This window comes from Virgibacillus sp. 6R, assembly GCF_001895305.1.
GTDB classification, from domain to species: Bacteria; Bacillota; Bacilli; order Bacillales; family Amphibacillaceae; genus Virgibacillus; species Virgibacillus pantothenticus.
The window spans coordinates 2,704,699-2,724,887 of sequence record NZ_CP017762.1 but is presented as its reverse complement, the minus strand read 5'-3'; the positions used below and the strand labels follow the sequence as shown (position 1 = coordinate 2,724,887).

The following is a 20,189-nucleotide window of genomic DNA, read 5'->3' as shown; positions in this document are numbered from 1 at the left end:
AGCCTTTTGTTTTTCTTATACTATAAACCAAAAAAATCTTTTACTTTCCTATAGTGCAAAAAAAACAGCAGATGATTTACATCTGCTGTTTTTTTTACTTGTTATCCTGATGCCTGTCTAAAAAGTCAAGCATACGTTGATAGACTTTGATTTCATTTTCTTTTTTTGAAAAACCGTGACCTTCATCTTCAAGTACAAGATATTCGACTTCGCGTCCTTTTTCCCTCAGCTTGGCGACGATTTGGTCAGATTCTGCTTTTACGACACGCGGATCTTTAGCTCCTTGAATGACAAGCATTGGTTTGGTCATTCCATCTAAATACGTGATTGGGGAATCCTTCATAAATCGTTCTTCATCCCGTTCCGGGTCGCCAAGCCAGCGCTCCATGATCGGCTTCCAATGAGCAGGAACAGATTTTACGAACGTAAATAGATCTGAAGGTCCAAAAATGTCAACAACTGCCTTGAAATAGTCAGCGTGACGTCCATGTAGCAATAATGCCATATATCCGCCATAGCTTCCACCGACTAAGAATAGTTTGTCTTTAGAGGTTATTCCGTTATTAAATAGCCAGTGAATTCCTTCAAGACAATCCAACCGTGGGCCTTCTCCCCAATCTTGTTCGACCATCTTTACAAAAGAAGCGCCGTAGCCGGTACTTCCTCGGAAATTAGGAGCAAATATTGAATATCCTCGATTTAGCAAAGCTTGAAACATAGACCGAAATTCTTTTCGTTCTGCTGCCTGTGGTCCACCATGTGGCCAGAAAATAGTATAGCCGTTATCATAATGGGCATGGGCTTTAAATAATAAGGCTTCTATTTCCATTCCATCATAGGAGGAGTATGTCACTACCTCGGGTACAACCATCTCTTCACTAGCTACACCGAGGACACGATTATTTGTTAACATAGTCCAGCTTTCATCGTTGTACGTATACTGATAAATATTAGCCGGTGATGTTGCCGTTCTTCCTAATACATAAAGATTACCTGATTTCGGCACTACCAAATGATCGACTGTGTCAAGTGGAGCCTTTATAGTAATTAGCTCTTTTTCTGCAAGATTATATCGATATAGCCGATCCATCACTCCTTTTTCCGTTACGAAATAAAAGCATTGCTGCTGCTTATTCCATTTTAAAAAGTTGATACTTTCTTGTTCTACAGCTAAAACTTTACAAAATGTTAAGCTATCTATATCAAACTTTGCCAAATACGTATATTCATCTTCATAATCAGTGAGAAAATATATGGTCGTTTCATCTACAAAAACCGGGTCAAAGACGACATGTATTTTTTTATTATCAGGGGTTAAAGGAATTTGTTCTTCTCCAATTTTTACGAAGCCTGTAATATATGTATTGGCATACATTTGTGTAAATACAAAAGCTTTCTCCTGTTCAGAAACTGCCTCTAATACCGTTGGGCCAGCTTCTCCTACATGTAGCAATGTATCTTTTTCGTCTTGTAAATGACGAATACGAGTATTTAAAAACGAAGAATTTCCTTCCGAAGTTATATAATAAAGACGTTCTCCATCTTCACTTAGATGTGCGAAGAAGTATTTTTCCTGTGGATCTCCGGTCACAAGCGCCTGTGGTAGACCTCCTTCAGGTGGAATGGCATATATTTGATGGTTTTCATCCCCGTCTTTATCAAACCCTGCTAGTACATAACGATTTTCAGGATCACACTTCAGAAAGCTACATGATTCATCGTGATGGGCAAATAGATAAGGAAAAGTCTTTGGCAAATCCATTGCCCATACGTTCATCTTGCCATTTAAATTGGAGCTGAATATAACCCGCTTTTCATCAGGAGTTACAGTAAAATTAGTAATGGCGTAGGTGCGGAAAAATTGTTCTACGGTCGGCTGCGGAAAAGATATCATTGTTTTCCTCCATTCTCATTTTTCTTACTATTCACTATTATTGTAACCCATTCTCATTACCTTGAACAGAAGCATTTGCTAACTACTAAATAAAGTGAATCTTCACAACGGAAGGGCTTTCATTCATTCCTCACCACTTGTAATACCGTAATGGTATGACCTAAAGGCCTCTTACGAAATAGGGCATTTACACGCTGCTATCTCCCTAGACTATGTTGAGTATGTGCAATACTTATAGTGGGGGTCTTACAGCACCTTATCTGCGGAATAAAAGAGCTTCGCTTGATGAAGTATTATGAATCCATTTGCGAAACGAAAACGATTCGAATTTCAACCAGAAGTTAGCATAGTTTTACGATTCTTAGTTATTCGGTTTAACCATACGAACATATTGCTCCGTTTTTCGGTCTTTTACAACGACACCAAGCTTATTCAAGTCTTGTTTCAATAGGTTTTGCTTGCTTTTCTTCGTCCTCTCGTATTGCTTTTAAACGCTCATAAAGAATGCTGTTAATTTCTGAAGGGAATACAGAATTGCCCAATTCCCATTTCCGGAATTCATGTAAATATGGATCTTCGTCACACCATGGATATCCATGCTCTCTGAATGCTTCTTCTACTCGTTCTACTTCGATGTCTGAAACCTCTCTGAAGCTTTCATTTCCATCCAAATCTTGAATTACAAGTTGCTTTTGTTCCATAAAAACCGCTGTAATATCACCTTTTTTAATGATTTGTTGGGTGTTACGTATATATAATTGCACTTCTTGTTCTGAAATTTGTATCTTTAAAGTTTCATAAAATACGTACCAGCTAAATGCAATACCTAAAATAATGCCAATTACCGAAGCAATAACCGATACCAAGAACCGATCAAAGGAAACGATTTTTTCTAAAAGCCCTTCCATAGGTATGAACGGTAGTGTAAGCAACCAGTCAGCTATAGCTGGAATGTACCACCCAAGAACACCTCCTATGATTAATGGTAGTACGATTATAAATACCTTATCTAATTTTTTTAATCCAAGCACGGTTTCTTTATTGTGATTCATTTATGTTTCCTCCGTTAATTTGCTCATTTCATGTAGCAACGAATTAACCTAAATTATCAGCTTTTATTCCACCTGATAAACCTTTGAAACAGATCGCCTCTATTTCCAACTTAAAGGAAGTCCGCTCAACGAAGAGTTTATAACGCAAAAGATCCTGTATCACTTTTACAGGATACGGGATCATTTGTTTTGGTTTGTTCCCAATCATGATGAAAACAACTATAACTATTTCATTATCGCTATTCAGCTGCTCCTAATAACTCTTCGATAACATCAACGATTTGATTGACATATTTGTCACATTCTTCCTTCGTTGGCGACTCAACCATAACACGAACTAAAGGTTCCGTTCCTGAAGGACGAACTAATACGCGTCCCTGTGTACCGAGCTCTTGCTCTACCTTATCAATTTCTTGTTTAATTTGCGGATGATGCAAAGCCTTATCTTTATCCGTAACTCTTACATTCTTTAACACTTGAGGATAAATTTTCATTTCATCAGCCAGCTCCGATAATGGCTTGCCTGTTTCTTTCATGACGTTGACTAATTGTAAAGCTGACAGCATTCCGTCTCCGGTCGTATTATAATCTAAAAAGATAATATGTCCTGACTGTTCTCCCCCCAGATTATAACCACCTTGACGCATTTCTTCCATTACATAACGGTCACCGACTTTTGTCTTGTCGCTACGCATGCCGTTTGCTTCTAAAGCTTTATAAAATCCAATATTACTCATTACTGTAGAGACAACCGTATTATGTCGAAGCACGCCTCTTTCATTCATAAACTTTGCACAAATAAACATGATTTGATCACCATCAACCAATTTTCCTCGTTCATCTACGGCAATCAATCGGTCTCCATCGCCATCAAAAGCCAAACCAACATCTGCCCCTTTTTCTAGCACAAATTCCTGAAGCTTTTCCGGATGGGTAGACCCTACTCCAGCATTAATATTTAACCCGTCAGGTGAAGAACCGATGGAATAGATGTCAGCTTCTAAATCAGCAAATAAGTGGGTCGCTAGGCTTGAAGTAGCACCATGTGCACAATCAAACGCAATCTTCAAACCATCAAATTCATTATCAACTGTATCTTTTAGATAAGAAAGATATTTTTGACCACCTTCAAAGTAATCATTGACAATCCCCACATCTGCTCCAGTTGGTCTAGGAAGTTCATCCTCACCATCCATGATAGATTCAATTTCATCCTCTTGCGCATCTGTTAGTTTAAACCCATCTGGACCGAAAAATTTAATCCCGTTATCTTCCACAGGATTATGTGATGCAGAAATCATAACTCCAGCCTGTGAACTGGTTGCTTTTGTTAAATAGGCAACTCCGGGGGTGGAAATAACACCTAAGCGCATAACTTCTGCTCCAATGGATAGCAAACCAGCTACAAGTGCACCTTCCAGCATGTGACCAGATACACGGGTATCACGTCCAATAACGATTTTGGCACGTGGTGTCTCTTTCGTTAACACATAACCTCCAGCTCGTCCTAGCTTAAAAGCTAACTCTGGTGTAAGATCCTTATTTGCAACTCCTCGTACACCATCTGTTCCAAAATATTTTCCCATGTAGTTTCTCTCCTTTTTATCAATTCCGCCATTTCTTAGATAAGAGCTACTTATGTTTTTTCGCTAATTTCTATGGAAGCTTGTTCAAATTCAGGTTCTACAGATAAACCATCCGGCGATTCTACTCTCACTGATACTTTATGCGTACCTGGCTCTAAACCTCCTGCATCGATAAAAGCTCTAAAGTCATTCTTTTTTAATTTGGCTACAGCTCCCTGTTCACCCGAAGCTGTTAAATCTACTTCTGGACTAGATGGATCTGTAATGACCGCTTCCAACCCATCCTCTAACCCTTCTATTTCAATTGGAATTCCTGTAATCGTTTTTGTTTCATTCGTTTTTGTATCACTTTCCTTTGTACCGTTAGCCTTTGTGTCACTCGCTTTTGTCTGTTCTATCTCAACTTTAACTTTAATACTTTCTCCATTTAAAACCGTTACACCGTCTGGTAACGCTAGGCTTGTTTCCACAGTGCTTGACTCTTTTAACTTACTCAAGTCAATTGCTTCTGTAGAAACCTGATCCAAATCCCGAAGAATGCTATTTTTCGCAAACACTTCCACTTCCTCTACATTAGCAGAAATTCCAGCTAATGCATACCCTTCTGGCGGTTCACCCGTTGTTTCAACGCTGACTGGTACTTTTTTACTCGAATTATTAATATTTACAGAAACGACTACATTTTTTGGCTCCACATTCACTTTTAATTCATTCCCTTGGTTATCGTAGACATTCACAGGAACTTCTCGATTATCAATGGATTTATCTAACCCGCTCACATCGACATAAGCTTTCACAATACCTATTCGGTCAATGACACTCTTAGCGCTAGTTATGGTTACCGTTTGGGGGCTTACTTCATAGTCCCCAAGCTCATATCCTTCTACCATTTTATCTGTATTTAAAAAGTCAACGTTTACTTGAAATTCTTTTGTTGCCTTTTCTTCAATTACAACGTCAACACGCTTCGGCTCTATATAGGCATCTAGCTTATTAGAAATATTATGTTGTATTTCTACTGTATGCTCGCCGGCTCCTAACCCTTTTAAGTCGACCCACACATCAAAATTTCGATTGCGAATGGTCGGTTGCAAAATAGCTGCTGAGCCTTCTAACTTCACAGAAACATACTCTGGAACGCCACTAACCACATATTTCTCATTATTAATATCTATTCTAACTGGTACTTCATCCAATGTTTCTACATTTTTCGTCTCTTCTCCAGATGGAAAGGTGGAATCATCATTATTTGGTAAACTATTTTGATCCACAGCGACAAAAATATAGAAGAAAACGGCAAAAGCTAAGGAAACGACACGGACAAACCATTTACTTCGAAACCAATTATCCATTTTTGTTTCCCCTCCATTTTTTTGACTTTTTTTCAGGGGCTTTTAAACTTAATGATAGGTTCTTGTGTAATAGATCTCTTAAGCCTTCCTGGCTAAGCTCTCTATGTAGTTCACCGTTTTTCGTACAAGATATATCACCAGTTTCTTCTGATACGACAATGGTTAGGGCGTCCGTCACTTCACTAATTCCCATTGCTGCGCGGTGCCTTGTTCCTAATTCCTTGGATATAAAGGGACTCTCTGACAGAGGTAAGTAACAGGCTGCAGCAATAATCTGGTCACCTTTCAAAATCACTGCACCGTCATGTAGCGGTGTATTAGGTGTAAATATATTTGTTAAAAGTTGATGTGTTAGTTGACCATTAATTGGAATACCCGTTTCAGCATAATCACCTATCCCGGTTTCCCTTTCTATTGTGATGAGGGCTCCAATCCGACGTTTAGCCATATAATTACAGGATTGAATAATCGCATCAATATTATTTTCCATGATTTCCTCTTCCGATCGTGCACTACGGCCAAAAATATTACCTCGTCCTAATTGCTCCAAGGCTCTACGCAACTCTGGCTGGAATAATATAATAATAACGATAAGACCCCAGTTCATCACCTGGCTTGTAATCCATCGCACCGTTTGTAAATCTAAAACAATACTTAACAACCATACAGCTAGCACGACTGCAATTCCTTTTAGAAGTTGAATAGCCTTTGTGCCTCTTATCAGCATGATTAATTTATATAAAACATACCAGACGAGAGTAATATCTACGCCTATCCTAAGGAGCTGTATTAGGTCAAATCCCCCATCAAGCATGATGTACACATCCTCTACAGTAATTTCTTATATCAAGGTGTTCGAAAAGGCAAGTACAATTGTTTATTTTCCAGCTGACGCTTTTTCAAGGCTCATTTGCTGGAAGCCAGTTCGAACTTCTCCATTTTTTAAAAAGTCATTATAACATTCCTATTGTAACATAAAATCACCTATTTGATGTACGATTTTCACATAGCAGTTCTAGGGTGGATAAGAGTATAGAAAACACCTTAACAACAGGAATTAGAAAATGATCACTTATCCATAAAGTGAATCTTTAATCAGCGGAGGTTTTCCTTCATCCCCCACTGATTGTTAGCATGGTATGACCTAAAGGCCTCTAAACGAATCGGGCATTTAGGCGCTGTTATCTCCCACTTAGACTTGTTGTAGTATGAATTTCTCCAGTTCTTTGAAGTGGAAGTCTTACACACCTTCATACGGGATAAACGATACAAATATTACATTAAAATCTATATTACGTATGCTAATTATGTACGATCGCTGACCTTAAATTGATTCTGCTAAAGTTTTCCTTGACACAATACCAAATTCCACAAATACCATGGTTGTAAAAACTACACCTCCCTTATTATATAAGATAAAAACCTGAATTCGGAATTACCGCCTTCAGGTTAGATAGATCTTATTTTAAAATGAAAAAATACTCTGGAATAGTTCCTTTAGGGAGTACCATATCCATTCAAACATTTGGTCCACATGCTTTATTTCTCCATTTATTTCCCCAACGGAGGCCATCAAACCTTCACCCTCAATAGGTTCTTCAATGAGTTCTCCATTAATAATAGTGACATTCCCGTCTATCGTACCGTTAATAATCAGATCACCATTTTTAACGACTAAATCCCCTTTGACAGTTTCGTCTGCAGGGACAATGACTGTATCTCCTTTAATAATCAGGTTTTCCTGCTTTGATACACTCAATTGATTGTCTTGATTCCACAACGAAAACATACCGCTAAACATAAAAATAAAAAATATCGCTGCGGCAGTTAAAATTGGATGGGCTTTAAACCATCTTCTATATTTATATCGCTTCCGTTCGGTAGGAAGATTCTCCATAACATTTGCTGTAAAATTAGCAGGAGCTTTTATTTGTTCGGTGCTTTGTATAAGTGTTATTGTTCGTTTCAACTCATGAAAATGTTTTTGACACGCTTCACAATTTTCCAAATGGCAACTTAGCGCTTGCTCCTGTTCTTTTGTAATATCTCCATCTAAATAATAATGCATCAATTCTACTGCTTCTTTATTACAATTCAAGTGAGTCACACTCCTTTACACGTGACGAAGCTTTTTCCTTAAGGCTTCCCTTCCACGGTGAATACGGGTTTTTACGGTCCCTAGTGGAATATCCAGGATTTCACTAATTTCCTGGAGGGAGAATTCTTCAATATACCGCAGCATAATGATACTGCGATATTTTGGAGGAAGCTGTGAAATTTCGTACTGAATATAGCGTTGCAGTTCAATTCCCTCGACTTCTTCTTCTGGCAGCCTTCCATTATCGGCTATCTGCGAGTACATATTCAACCCTTCCGTCCCTTTTACCTCAGCATCAAGATAATGATCCGGTTTTCGCTTACGAATACGATCAATCGTTAAATTCGTAGCAATTCGATATAACCACGTCGAAAATTTCCTTTGCTCATCAAAAGAATGGATATTGACATATGCACGAATAAAAGCCTCCTGCGCTATATCTTCCGCCTCGTGTGCATTACCAAGCATGCGAAAGCAGTGCTGGTAGATCTTATTTTGAAAGAATGAGACCACATCTTCAAAAGCGGACTGATCTCCTTTTTTCACTTGTTTAATTCTGTCTCTTATCATTTCATCCATATTGGTACCTCCGCTTAACTATGCGGTAATATTGTTACGAATTAGCCGATCAATAGGTTTCAAAAAATATTAAAAAAATGTAAATGTTTATGATTGCAAATTTTTGGCTACTATCCTACTATATTATACTAGATAGGAGGGTAGATTTGTGAGTAATTCTATATTATTAGAAAGAATTGAAAATGGCAGAGAGGAAATGATCTCTCTTAGCAACTCGCATGCATTGACCTCTGAAGCAGTAATTAACTCAAGTGTTGAATTAGATGCACTAATCTTAGAATATTTAACCAACAACAACCTTAAAAAATAACGCATGCATACAAGCACGTCATTATAAAAACAGAAAAAATATAGGGTAAAAAAGACATGAAAAATCATGTCTTTTTCCATTTATCCCCATGTAAGATGCCGTAAAACTCCCACTTCAAAAGTTGACCTAGATACAAAGAAGTCATAGCGAGTGATAACGGGCCCTCAAGCTCGATTCCTTCAGGCGGGGTTGTTGATCACAGAAAGCGTGACACGAAGAAAAAGTACAAAGGCAAGGAAAGCTACATCAATTCTGCATCGCACGAAAAAATGTTTTCTCTTTTTCAAGGATGCCTTAGGCTTTGTGCTGCTTCTATCAGCAAGAATGGAGAAAAATGCCTACCTGAATTTAATGTGGTATCACTTTACTATTTTAACATATTTTTACAAATTTCACTTTAATTTTTCTCCAAATAATGATCCCATTAAACCTACTGCAAGTGTAGCTGTTTTATTTTTTTCATCAAGTATAGGGTTTACTTCGACAAACTCAGCTGACGTAATCATCCCCGTTTCAGCTAGCATCTCCATGGCTAAATGACTTTCCCGATAAGTCATGCCACCTATAACTGGCGTGCCTACACCTGGTGCCTCTGAAGGATCAAGCCCATCTAAATCTACACTTAAATGCACCCCATCTGTACGAGGCTTTAAATAAGAAATCGCTCTCTCTATGACGATTGCCATGCCTAAACGGTCCACTTCATGCATGGTAAATACTTGAATTCCTTTACGTCTTATTAACTCCTTCTCTCCCGGGTCAAGGGAGCGCGCCCCAATAATTACGATATTTTCCGATTTCACCTTAGGCGTATATCCGGCAATAGAAGTTAACTTCTCATGACCTAATCCTAAGCTAACCGCAAGCGGCATTCCGTGGATGTTACCAGAAGGGGATGTCTCTTCGGTATTTAAATCCCCATGCGCATCATACCAAATGACTCCGAGTTGGTCATAATGCTTGGCAATCCCCGCCAAGCTTCCGATGGCAATACTATGGTCCCCACCAAAAACTAACGGAAAATTCCCCTTTTCTACTGCTTGATCAACCATCGTTGCCAGTATCTCGTTAGCCTCAACAACTTGAAGCAAGTTCTTTAGTTTGTAAGCTTGTCCTGTTTCATACTTATCTGGGCGCGTAATGGATATATCACCATGGTCATGTAGCTTGTATCCTAACGCCTCCAACCTCTCCACAGCGCCCGCATAACGCATAGCGCTTGGCCCCATGTCAACACCACGTCTACTCTGCCCTAAATCCATTGGAACCCCAATAATTGATATATTTGATTTCATGAAAAGTCCCCCCCTTTATTGTTATTGTAGACAAAAAGGCAGAAGTGACTCAACTCAACATGAAATTGTATATATATGCAGGTTACTACTACTTATCTTTTATTTATGATATTGGAACCAGCGCGTGAGTTGATCAATTCTTCGTTTCTTCGTATGTACTAATTCGATTGGAGAAATCGTGATAAATCCCCTTCTTAATAAATCGTAATCGGTTCCTTCGTTAACCTCCCACTCCTGGTAATTATCCTTTAACCAGTAATAAATATGACCGTGGGGATCGTTTAACCCAGTAAAGTTATACCGCGATACGGATAGATCCATTGGAACAGCGCGTACTCCTTTACATAGCTCTTTCGATGTATAGGGTAGATTCACATTAAGCATCAAATTTTTAGGGATCTTATTTTGAATAATAACATCAACAACTTGATAGAATAATTGTTTAACAATGTCGAATTTTATTTTCCTGGTATCGAACGTCTCCAACGATACAGAAATAAACGGAATTTGGTACACCATTGCTTCTTGTGCAGCAGCGATGATTCCAGAAGAATATAAATCCCTACCTACATTCGGACCAATATTAATACCAGAAAATACAATATCCGGCTTTTTCCCTTCCAGAACGTCTACCCCTAGCTTCACACAATCTGCTGGAGAACCATTGACTGCATATGTTTCTGCAGGAAAAGAAAAATCTACTTTCTTTAGTTTTAATGGTTGACGTGATGTTATTTTGTAACTATAAGCACTCTTTTCTGTTTCAGGACAAATGACCGTCACATTGCCAAAATGGGAAAGTAACTCCGCCAGCGCCTTCATCCCCGGTGAAAAAATACCGTCCTCATTAGTAATTAATATGTTCAAGCCTCTAACTTCCTTTCGAGTCCTATGATGAAAAACTATTGCTTATTTGCCTTCCCAACGATTTCTTCAAGGGCAAAGCACCATTTAAAATGATTGGAATCAATATGTAGTTCTCAATATGTAGTTCTGTCTTCCCCACCATCGCATCTCCTCTTTTCTTAAACGCCTACTATAAGTATAGTTAACAATTATGAAGGAAAATTAAATACAAAATTAAATAATAGCTACGTTTTTGTAAAGAAACGTTAATATTTCATTTTTTATCCAAATAATGTAAATTGTTATAAATAGGTTTATTGACAAGTTTTTTTAGATTATCTATTTAACATGTTATTTTTTCTGTTAACTTAATGTAAATCTTTTACAAAAGCTTAATAACCGTTCTTTTTTTGAAATGCAAGCGGGAAAAATTAAAAATGTATTAACTACGACGTGAATAACTGCAAAGGTTAAGAAAAGGTTTCATAAAAATAACAAACCTAAATATAAATCTTAAAAAAAGCACATGGATGTTTCACGAGAATATCCATGTGCTTTACCAATTACATTCATATAATTAATAGAATAAAGCGAATCTTCAATTAACAGAGAGTTTTCATTCATACCACACTGATTGTTAGTACCGTAATGGTATGACCTAAATGCCTCTAAACGAATTGGACATTTAGGCGCTGTTATCTCCCACTTAAACTTGTTTTAGTATGGATTCTCCAGTTCTTGAAGTGGGAGTCTTATAGCACCTTATATGCGGGATAAAGTACTCATATGTTAAATGAATCCATTACATATCTTTGGCTTCACTAACCATTGCTCCATGCGGATGAGGTTGTAATGCAAGTGGTTTTATTCCAGCTTTTTCCCAAGCTTCCATTAATGCTTCTGCTGCTTCTTTGGAGCGCATAAAAGCGATACCACAATCTCCCCCGCCAGCTCCTGATGGTTTTCCCGCACCACCAAATTCCTCCGCCAAATCACATAGCGTCGTTAATAATGGCGTTTCAATAGCAACATTTGCATCCTCGCCAACAGTTGCTAGTGCGTGTCGATTGTCTTTAATACCTTGTAGCAATAATTCCAGATTGTTTTGCTTCATTCCTTGCAACACTTTCTTAACTGCTTGTTCACTATGGGAAATAAAACTCGCAAACTTCTCAGGACTGGTTATTTTTAGTTGCAGGATTTGATCGACAAGTTTTTTAGTAGATGCTGGTTTTCCTGTCCAACCGATACAAACATGAACAGAATTCGGTAATGTTATAGGATCCAAAGAAGCATAAACCCAATCCTTGCGGGTGAGTTCGGTTAATGAATGTGACTTTTTGTATGCTTCACGGAGCCATTCCGCTTGAAAAGAAGAATAATTAAGAAAGCCACCAAAAGATGACGCCGCCACGTCTGCTCCAGATCCATTTCCTTGTGTCACTACATGGGCGATAGAAGCCAACTGATAAATTAGCTTTGCTTCTGGTGTCTCGGGCATAAACTTATTTAAAATGGCAGCAATAACGGATGTCGATACAGCTGCACTCGATCCTAAACCATACTTTACACCAGATTCATCATCAAGCTCGCTTTTAATGGCTAATTGAAAAGGTGTTACTGCATACTGCTGTTCTCTTAAGTACTGCAGTGCAGTTGTCATCGCCGCTTGGACAAATGCAGTTCTTGGATCAGTAGAAAAGAGTTCCACTTTATCCGCTTTATATTCCCAGCCGATATTTTCTAGTTTGAAATCCAATAAATGCAAGCTATTATTTGTACTATCTTTAATGTTTGCATAAACAAAACGATCTACAGCCATAACAACTAAATGTTGATACGGCTGTAGTACAGCAAACTCTCCCGCGACCATTAATTTTCCGGGCACTTTAATATTCATGGTTGATTGTGACAATAGATTCAGCCCCTATATATACGTTATTCCTCGACCAGGTTTACTCAAACGAACATCTGTTACTCCAGGTATATTTCGTAATGTCTGTTGGACATGCGTTTCATGCTCAGGTAAATACAATACCTTTACATTAGGGCCAGCGTCAATTGTAAAATAAACGGGTATACTTCGTGAGCGCATTTCCCAAATTTTTTGCATAACGACTAAAGTTGTGTCATGCCAATATGTAAACGGAGGTTGCGCTCCTAAAGTAGTCGCATGCATCTTCAAACAATTTGCTTCTGCGATTTCTCCAACCTTTTGAAAATCACGCACATCGATTCCTTGTTTGATCTCCGCCAAATCATGTGCAACACTATCCAGCCAACCTTGAAAAAAGGCTGATGTTTCTACAGTCCGACGCATCCCCTCACGGCTCGACACACTTTTTTTCGTTGCAGATAGTACAACGGCCGCCACGCGAATATCCCAATAATCTGCTGGAGCAATCGGAACAGCGTAAGAATCTGTTCCATCCTCACGCATCCCCATTTCCCACTCAGCAAACCCACCATAAATCGAACGGCAAGCTGAACCAGAACCTCGTCGGGTTAATCTAGAAAGCTCTTGATCTGATAAATGTAACCCAATTGCTTTGGAACCAGCTGCTGCTAATGCCGCAAAACCAGAGGCAGATGAGGCAAAGCCAGCGGCAGTCGGCACTTCATTGATGGATGTTACTTGCGCATACACTTGTTTACCTGCCATTTGTCGAATAATGTCAAGAAAAGAGGTTACACGATCGTACTGCTCTCCAAATACCGTTTGCTCGTCTAACATGAATTGATCTTTTGAAAGGGAATTATCAAATTCCACCGTCGTCGTTGTATAATAACCATCTAATGTCAGCGACAAGCTATTATTAGTAGGTAAAATAATCGCTTCATTTCGCTTCCCCCAATATTTAATAAGGGCAATATTTGTATGCGCCTTAGCAGTTGCTCTCATTGTCATTCCCCTTCTACTTATAGCTTATTGATCCTTACTCTCTTTTAATACAAACGGCCATACTGCATGTGCGCCAAATTTTCTTAACTTTTCCGCTAGTTGTCTGGAATGAACCTCATTTTGGGCAAGGGCAATAATACAGCCACCGTTCCCCCCGCCTGTCAATTTAGCGCCAAGTGCGCCCTCTTGTCTAGCAAAGTCAATCAATCGATTCAATCCGGTGTCACTGACACCTAAGGCTTCTAATTCCTTCTGCGCTTCATTTAACATATGCCCCAAAATATGCTTTCCTTTTTTCTCTAGGGCCTGTTTCGCATCATGAGTTAGTTTACCAATTCGTTCCAGTTTACGTTGAATTCGCTTTGGAGCTTTTTTTAATAAATTCGCAACCGATTCAACTGCCAAACGTGTATCTCCAACGCGACCAGAATCTGCTACAACGAAATGAAAATCTTCACTTAGTTTAATAAAATTTATTGGATGCTCCTTCTCATACCATACAGGAGATTGCGATGTAATAGTCAACGTATCAATCCCTGATGGAGCTCCATGTGCAAACGTCTCTGCTATATTAGCTAATCGCAGTAACTCTTCATCTGTATAAGTTTCATCAAAATATGCAAATAGCGAACGGACGACAGATATAGCTACAGAGGCACTGGAACCTAATCCCTTACCAGGTGGGATTGACGATGTAATACGTATAAGCATATCCTGACATGGTATATTTAAATAGTCCAATGTTTCTTCAACGCATTTCACAATGCCTTCTAATGATTTTGGCGCCTCGGCAATGGAGCCGTGATAGAAAGTTGTGTCGATCTTAACTGGTCCCGGCAGATGTTCAATGACTGTCTCTACGCCCACCAATGGAAATGGAATAGCAATAGCAGGCTGTCCGTGTACAACCGCGTGCTCTCCAATTAAAATTAGTTTACTATAAGCTACTCCGATAGCTGTTTTTTCTGTTGTTGTTACTTTTTCTGCACTCATTTTGTATACTCTTCCACCAATTCTTTAGCTTTTCCTACACGGATTTCGTTTATTTCTACTAATTTTTTTGACACGATATCAATCAACTCCCCAGTAGCTCCTGCTGCTATAGCAACAGAACGAGAATGTAAGGCCATATGACCTTTTTGTATACCATCGGTAGCTAATGCTTTTAATGCACCTAAATTTTGCGCGAGACCGACAGCAACAATCACCTGTGCCAATTCTTGGGCAGATGCTACATTTAATAAGCTGAGCGCGGCTTTCGCCATTGGATGAACATTAATGGAACCTCCAACGATCCCTACCGACATCGGTAACTCCAATTCGCCAACGAGGTTCCCTTCTGCATCAACAGACCAAGTCGTCATTGATGTGTATTGCCCATCTCGGGCTGCATAGGCATGAGCACCAGCTTCAACTGCACGCCAATCATTTCCCGTTGCAATTACAATCGGATCAATTCCATTCATAATCCCTTTATTATGCGTAACTGCACGATACGCATCAGAAGCAGCAAATTCATATGCGTGGATAACGCCATCTCTTACCTCTTCACCAGAGAAATCCCCTGTTTCCAGTAAATGTGAAGGAATCGTACAAGTCGCACGAGCTAGACATCGATCAGCTAAATTCGACAATATACGCAAATAAACTTTTCCACCGGTCAGCTCCTCTACCGTTGGAGCGAGAGATTCGACCATCGTATTAATAATATTCGCACCCATAGCATCACATGTATTAATGTATAAATGAAGAATTAGCATTTGCTGATAGCTCGAACCAGCAGCTTCATTTAAAATTCGAACATCTATTTCCTTCGCCCCTCCGCCACGTTTGACAATGCTTGGATAGGAGGCATTGGCTTGTTCAATTAATGCAGCTTGTGCCTCAAGCAAAGTAGCTTTTGCTTCTTGAAAGTCAGCACAACCAACTACTTGAATTTGTCCAATCATGACTCTTTCAGTTGCTTCTGTAGTAAATCCTCCTGCTTGACGCACAATTTTAGCGATATGACTAGCAGAAGCTACCACAGAAGGCTCTTCAATGACCATTGGTACTACATATTCTTTCCCATTTATGAGAAAGTTCAATCCTGCTCCTAAGGGAAGAGGAAAAGTTCCAATTACATTTTCTATCATTTTATCAGCTGTATCAAGCGGTAGAGGCTCTTTAGAAGAAATAATATCAAAAGTTTCTTCCGTAAACGCCTCCACATCCTTTAGCAATTCTCTTCGCTTTTTTACTGTTTGCTTATAAAAACCAGGAATTCTGGAAGTCTGCATCGCCGATCATCCTTTATATAATATATATTAATACATGTTTCCTTCATTAATGTGGATAAGAATGGAGAAAAAAGAACCGAGAAGTTTGAGCTACGTAGTTTCAAGCGGCAAAGTGCATGCATTTAAATAATAAAGCCGATTTAACAACCTACGAAAAATTTCAATGTGTCTTTTTTCTCGACTTTTGAGCATCCTCTTTCATTTACAAGTTAGCGGCTAACGCACGGATTATCGGCGTTGACTCAATATTTTATAACCTTTACAATTCTTCACCAATCATGCTTCATAAATATTGACATCTTCTTCTATATATAAACAATGACAATTTCCTTATATCTTCTTCATTAAATGAAAAACATTATGATTTTCAATGGCTTCTCTTGAAACGGATTCTATAAAAATTATATCATGATTTCTAACATTTTATTAGAAATTTAGCTAATTGTAATCCAAACAAACACATAATACCATAGTATTGTAATTAAGTTAAAGTAAAACTAACTGTTTTTTATAGAAGAGTTCTGGAAGGACTCCATTTAAAAGAAGAAGTAGACAAAGAGTACGCCGTTAAATTATGAAGAAAAAAGAAATGCTTAATTTCAGAGAACCTAAGCAACAAGATCTCCACTAGCACGTTTATACTTCTAGTTTCATCCCCTTACTTGATAGATCAACCGTAAAAGTTAGCAACAATTGGGTATAGTAAAAAGGTTTTATATCTTCCCCCAAAATATAACAACCGCTCACTGATAATTAATCCATTCTTTTTAAAATACTTGTTATTGGTCATATAGATATTGATCTGAAATCGCTTGTCGAGACACTGAAAAGCCTTTATGCTTTGACAATGCCATATATAAGGAATAATTAAATCGTTTGACATTCCACTCTATACGATATTTTGTATGTGCATTTTTGTGTTCTGTTTGCAAGCTTTCCACCCAATCACGTAATTCCATATCCTTCATACCTTGCTCGATGAGAGCTTCAATAACTTGAATCAACCGCTCATCTTCATCGTCAATATAAGCATACTCAACCCAAATGCACTCTCTTACTGCACGAAGACATGCTGTAATATCATTTTTATCAAATACAGGATGTAATATTCCATTAGCTAACAGATCACTACCATGTGCAACACTATGCGCCCATCCTTTTCCTTGAATATAACCACGATAGTCACGTTCTGAAAGTAAATATTTTATACTCGCTTGAATTACTCGAGATACTAATTCAGCGGAAAGTCTTCTATCCGTTGCGTCCTTATGCAAGATAACAGCTAAAACTAGTGCTGAAAACGTTCGAGTAAACACGCTATCTCTCTTTGTCCCATCCTCTATATTTAAAAATAGATACTGTTTACTCAAACACGTCTCTATAAGATATTCCATTTGTTGTACAGTTAAGTGATCTTCCAATATTAGCTTAACAAAACTATTGTAAATAAGGTGATCCCTTATTTCAGGATTCGTGTTCCCGATATTATGAAGCATAAATTCGATTAGAATATCTAATTGCTCAGCTCGGAATTTATAAGTATCTTTATTCAAAAATTCCTGCATACCATTAATATATGTATGCATTTTCCCTCACCACCAAGTATATAATATCCACTGAACCTTCTCTTAAGTAATCACTAATACATCGAAAGTTTCACTATATATAGTCCTAATCTGCCAAAGTCTTTACTGTTCCAACCATTCTTGGGAATGTATTCTCACATCCCTTTATAAATGAACAGAATGACAACGCTACATTTAGTATCAATTGTTCATTAGTCCATTATAAAGTGAACCACCAATCAGTGAAGTTTTTCATTCTCCACACGGATCATTTCTTTAAGGGATTAACCCTAAAGTCCTTTGTATAAGATCTGACATTTACTTGCAATTGCTACACTTTATCCGCGGATTCACCTTGTAGGATGGAATCGCAGGTCTTACCGCGAGATACATGTGGGATAAAAAGTGAATCTTCAATCGGTGGGGTTTTCATTCATCCCCCGGCTTGTTAGTAGCCCAAGGGTATGACCTAAAGGCTTCTTACGAAATAGGGCATTTAGGTACTGTTTTCTCCACTTAGACTTGTTGCCGTACAAGATTATCCAACTACTGAAGTGGGAGTCCAGCACCTTATATGCAGGATAAATACAAATAAACAAGGCTACTACGTGTCGCAACCTTGTTTAAAATTTATGTATAGTTTATATGGAGTTGTAATAAATGGTGAGCCATGGAGGATTCGAACCTCCGACCCTCTGATTAAAAGTCAGATGCTCTACCGACTGAGCTAATGGCTCATATACGATGTATTCTAATTATCATGTCAATTCTAGTCCATTGCCCTGTCATATATAGCATAGAAAAGTTTTCCAAATAAAAAATGGCTGGGCCACTAGGATTCGAACCTAGGGTACACGGGATCAAAACCCGATGCCTTACCGCTTGGCTATGGCCCAACAAATGTAATGGTGGAGGGGGAGAGATTCGAACTCCCGAACCCTGAGGGAGCGGATTTACAGTCCGCCGCGTTTAGCCACTTCGCTACCCCTCCAATATTATGAACACATTCGCTAATCTTTATTCATTTTTTTAAAAAATGGTGCCGGCCAGAGGACTTGAACCCCCAACCTACTGATTACAAGTCAGTTGCTCTACCAATTGAGCTAGGCCGGCAATGGTGGAGGATGCAGGGCTCGAACCTGCGACCCCTTGCTTGTAAGGCAAGTGCTCTCCCAGCTGAGCTAATCCTCCTTGGTGACCCGTACGGGATTCGAACCCGTGTTACCGCCGTGAAAGGGCGGTGTCTTAACCGCTTGACCAACGGGCCAGGGATGTTTTGATAGGTTGTACATGTTGTACCCTTTTTCGAAACTGACGAATTTTATTATACCTAGTTCTATATCATTTGTAAAGGGAAAATGTAATTTTTTTTAATTTCTTTATTAATCGTTGTCCGAACAGCACTTTTATTGTCAAAATAGCAGATATAGCTAACGGTTTCTTTCAAAATGTGTATTAGGTTATAATATAAGCAATCAAACGTATGCAGTGAAAAATTCTCTTCATTCTACCTTGCATGCAACGAGGCATTTAAGTGTCATCCACTATTTCTTTCTGAGATACTTTACCTTACGATAACATAAGGCACTTTCATGCACGATTAAAAGAATAATGGAGGTACGTTAATGAGTAATTTAGTAGAAGGAAAAAATATTGTCATTATGGGTGTTGCCAGTGAACGTAGTATTGCCTGGGGAGTAACGACTTCATTACATAAAGCGGGTGCAAACTTAATTTTCACATACCGCCAGGAAAGATCCTACGGCAAGCTAACAAAATTGCTCGACAAGCACAATATTGAAGCAAAATTAATCATTCCCTGCGATGTAGCCAGTGATGAAAGCATTACAAACGCATTCAATAGCATAAAAGAGAAGATCGGTGTCATTCACGGAGTTGTACACTCTGTGGCATTTGCTAACCGAGAAGAACTTAAAGGAGAATATGCGAATACATCCAGAGAAGGCTTTCTCTTAGCCCATGAGATTAGCGCATTTTCTCTAGTTGCTGTTACAAAAGCGGCAAAAGAACTGATGACTGAAGGAGGCAGTATTGTCACACAAACCTACCTCGGTTCAGAGAGAGTTATCCAAAATTATAATATCATGGGTGTTGCGAAAGCTTCCCTTGAAGCAAGTGTTCGTTATTTAGCAGAAGATATGGGTAAATATGGCATACGTGTCAATGCCGTTTCTGCAGGTCCCATCCGCACATTATCCGCTAAAGGTGTTTCCGGGTTTAATGAAAAGCTGGGAGTTATAGAGAAAAAAGCACCACTGCGAAGAAATGTAGACCAAGACCAAGTTGGAGACGCAACATTATTCTTTATGAGTGAGCTATCACGTGGTGTAACGGGTGAAGTTCTACATGTTGACTCGGGATATCATATCATTGGCGGCTAATTATTATTGAAAATACAGAAGAAGTGGGG

18 protein-coding genes and 6 tRNA genes are annotated in these 20,189 nt (G+C 38.7%); 2 read left to right on the top strand and 22 right to left on the bottom strand.

The window, feature by feature from the left end; translation table 11 throughout:
- Positions 1-94: 94 nt before the first annotated feature.
- From BKP57_RS12390 to sigW, 9 genes are all read right to left on the bottom strand, one after another.
- Positions 95-1,894, bottom strand: a complete 1,800-nt coding sequence (locus BKP57_RS12390) for a S9 family peptidase (RefSeq protein ID WP_050349713.1) — start codon at positions 1,892-1,894, stop codon at positions 95-97.
- A gap of 361 nt (positions 1,895-2,255) precedes the next feature.
- Positions 2,256-2,330 carry a CysS/YqeB C-terminal domain-containing protein gene (locus BKP57_RS23440; RefSeq protein WP_443089117.1) on the bottom strand — a complete coding sequence of 25 codons (75 nt, stop codon included), beginning with the start codon at positions 2,328-2,330 and terminating at the stop codon, positions 2,256-2,258.
- Positions 2,323-2,946, bottom strand: coding sequence for a YqeB family protein (locus BKP57_RS12385; protein ID WP_083547253.1), 624 nt, complete (start codon positions 2,944-2,946; stop codon positions 2,323-2,325). The genes BKP57_RS23440 and BKP57_RS12385 overlap by 8 nt, the downstream gene beginning before the upstream one ends.
- Before the next feature lie 43 nt (positions 2,947-2,989).
- The gene (locus tag BKP57_RS22120) at positions 2,990-3,154 is read right to left on the bottom strand and encodes a hypothetical protein (protein WP_156875325.1); all 165 of its coding nucleotides are present in this window, start codon (positions 3,152-3,154) and stop codon (positions 2,990-2,992) included.
- Between the two features lie 31 nt (positions 3,155-3,185).
- Positions 3,186-4,532, bottom strand: a complete 1,347-nt coding sequence (glmM, locus tag BKP57_RS12380; RefSeq protein WP_050349711.1) for a phosphoglucosamine mutase — start codon at positions 4,530-4,532, stop codon at positions 3,186-3,188.
- A 50-nt stretch (positions 4,533-4,582) separates the two neighbouring features.
- The gene (locus BKP57_RS12375; RefSeq protein WP_050349710.1) at positions 4,583-5,884 is read right to left on the bottom strand and encodes a CdaR family protein; all 1,302 of its coding nucleotides are present in this window, start codon (positions 5,882-5,884) and stop codon (positions 4,583-4,585) included.
- The gene (cdaA, locus tag BKP57_RS12370; RefSeq protein ID WP_050349709.1) at positions 5,877-6,698 is read right to left on the bottom strand and encodes a diadenylate cyclase CdaA; all 822 of its coding nucleotides are present in this window, start codon (positions 6,696-6,698) and stop codon (positions 5,877-5,879) included. The genes BKP57_RS12375 and cdaA overlap by 8 nt, the downstream gene beginning before the upstream one ends.
- Positions 6,699-7,349: 651 nt before the next feature.
- Positions 7,350-7,982 (bottom strand): anti-sigma-W factor RsiW, encoded by a 633-nt coding sequence (gene rsiW, locus BKP57_RS12365; protein ID WP_072741596.1) that lies wholly within the window; start codon positions 7,980-7,982, stop codon positions 7,350-7,352.
- 15 nt (positions 7,983-7,997) lie between these two features.
- Positions 7,998-8,561: an RNA polymerase sigma factor SigW gene (sigW, locus tag BKP57_RS12360; RefSeq protein WP_050349707.1), complete on the bottom strand. Its 564-nt coding sequence runs from the start codon at positions 8,559-8,561 to the stop codon at positions 7,998-8,000.
- A 148-nt stretch (positions 8,562-8,709) separates the two neighbouring features.
- On the opposite strand from sigW, the gene BKP57_RS12355 reads away from it, so the two are divergent.
- Positions 8,710-8,871 carry an aspartyl-phosphate phosphatase Spo0E family protein gene (locus BKP57_RS12355; RefSeq protein ID WP_082240828.1) on the top strand — a complete coding sequence of 54 codons (162 nt, stop codon included), beginning with the start codon at positions 8,710-8,712 and terminating at the stop codon, positions 8,869-8,871.
- A gap of 392 nt (positions 8,872-9,263) precedes the next feature.
- On the opposite strand, the gene rocF is transcribed toward BKP57_RS12355, so the two are convergent.
- From rocF to BKP57_RS12290, 13 genes are all read right to left on the bottom strand, one after another.
- Positions 9,264-10,166, bottom strand: coding sequence for an arginase (gene rocF, locus BKP57_RS12350; protein WP_072741595.1), 903 nt, complete (start codon positions 10,164-10,166; stop codon positions 9,264-9,266).
- A 99-nt stretch (positions 10,167-10,265) separates the two neighbouring features.
- Entirely contained in the window at positions 10,266-11,033 is a 768-nt protein-coding gene (gene surE / locus BKP57_RS12345; protein WP_050349705.1) for a 5'/3'-nucleotidase SurE, read from the bottom strand.
- A 781-nt stretch (positions 11,034-11,814) separates the two neighbouring features.
- Positions 11,815-12,927: a phosphomevalonate kinase gene (locus BKP57_RS12340; RefSeq protein ID WP_156875324.1), complete on the bottom strand. Its 1,113-nt coding sequence runs from the start codon at positions 12,925-12,927 to the stop codon at positions 11,815-11,817.
- 12 nt (positions 12,928-12,939) lie between these two features.
- A complete protein-coding gene (mvaD, locus tag BKP57_RS12335; RefSeq protein WP_050349704.1) occupies positions 12,940-13,914 on the bottom strand; it encodes a diphosphomevalonate decarboxylase in 975 nt (324 codons plus the stop codon).
- Positions 13,915-13,938: 24 nt separating this feature from the next.
- Entirely contained in the window at positions 13,939-14,907 is a 969-nt protein-coding gene (gene mvk / locus BKP57_RS12330) for a mevalonate kinase (RefSeq protein WP_050349703.1), read from the bottom strand.
- A complete protein-coding gene (locus tag BKP57_RS12325; protein WP_050349702.1) occupies positions 14,904-16,193 on the bottom strand; it encodes a hydroxymethylglutaryl-CoA reductase, degradative in 1,290 nt (429 codons plus the stop codon). The genes mvk and BKP57_RS12325 overlap by 4 nt, the downstream gene beginning before the upstream one ends.
- 779 nt (positions 16,194-16,972) lie before the next feature.
- The gene (locus BKP57_RS12320) at positions 16,973-17,779 is read right to left on the bottom strand and encodes a DUF2785 domain-containing protein (RefSeq protein WP_050349701.1); all 807 of its coding nucleotides are present in this window, start codon (positions 17,777-17,779) and stop codon (positions 16,973-16,975) included.
- Positions 17,780-18,419: 640 nt separating this feature from the next.
- Positions 18,420-18,495: transfer RNA gene (locus BKP57_RS12315), tRNA-Lys, on the bottom strand.
- 84 nt (positions 18,496-18,579) lie between these two features.
- Positions 18,580-18,654, bottom strand: a tRNA-Gln gene (locus BKP57_RS12310).
- Between the two features lie 10 nt (positions 18,655-18,664).
- Positions 18,665-18,749, bottom strand: a tRNA-Tyr gene (locus BKP57_RS12305).
- A gap of 46 nt (positions 18,750-18,795) precedes the next feature.
- Positions 18,796-18,871: transfer RNA gene (locus BKP57_RS12300), tRNA-Thr, on the bottom strand.
- Positions 18,872-18,873: 2 nt separating this feature from the next.
- Positions 18,874-18,949 (bottom strand) — tRNA-Val (locus BKP57_RS12295).
- Between the two features lies 1 nt (position 18,950).
- Positions 18,951-19,025, bottom strand: a tRNA-Glu gene (locus BKP57_RS12290).
- Positions 19,026-19,383: 358 nt separating this feature from the next.
- Here BKP57_RS12290 and fabI point away from each other — a divergent pair.
- Positions 19,384-20,160: an enoyl-ACP reductase FabI gene (gene fabI, locus BKP57_RS12285; protein ID WP_050349700.1), complete on the top strand. Its 777-nt coding sequence runs from the start codon at positions 19,384-19,386 to the stop codon at positions 20,158-20,160.
- Positions 20,161-20,189: the final 29 nt, after the last annotated feature.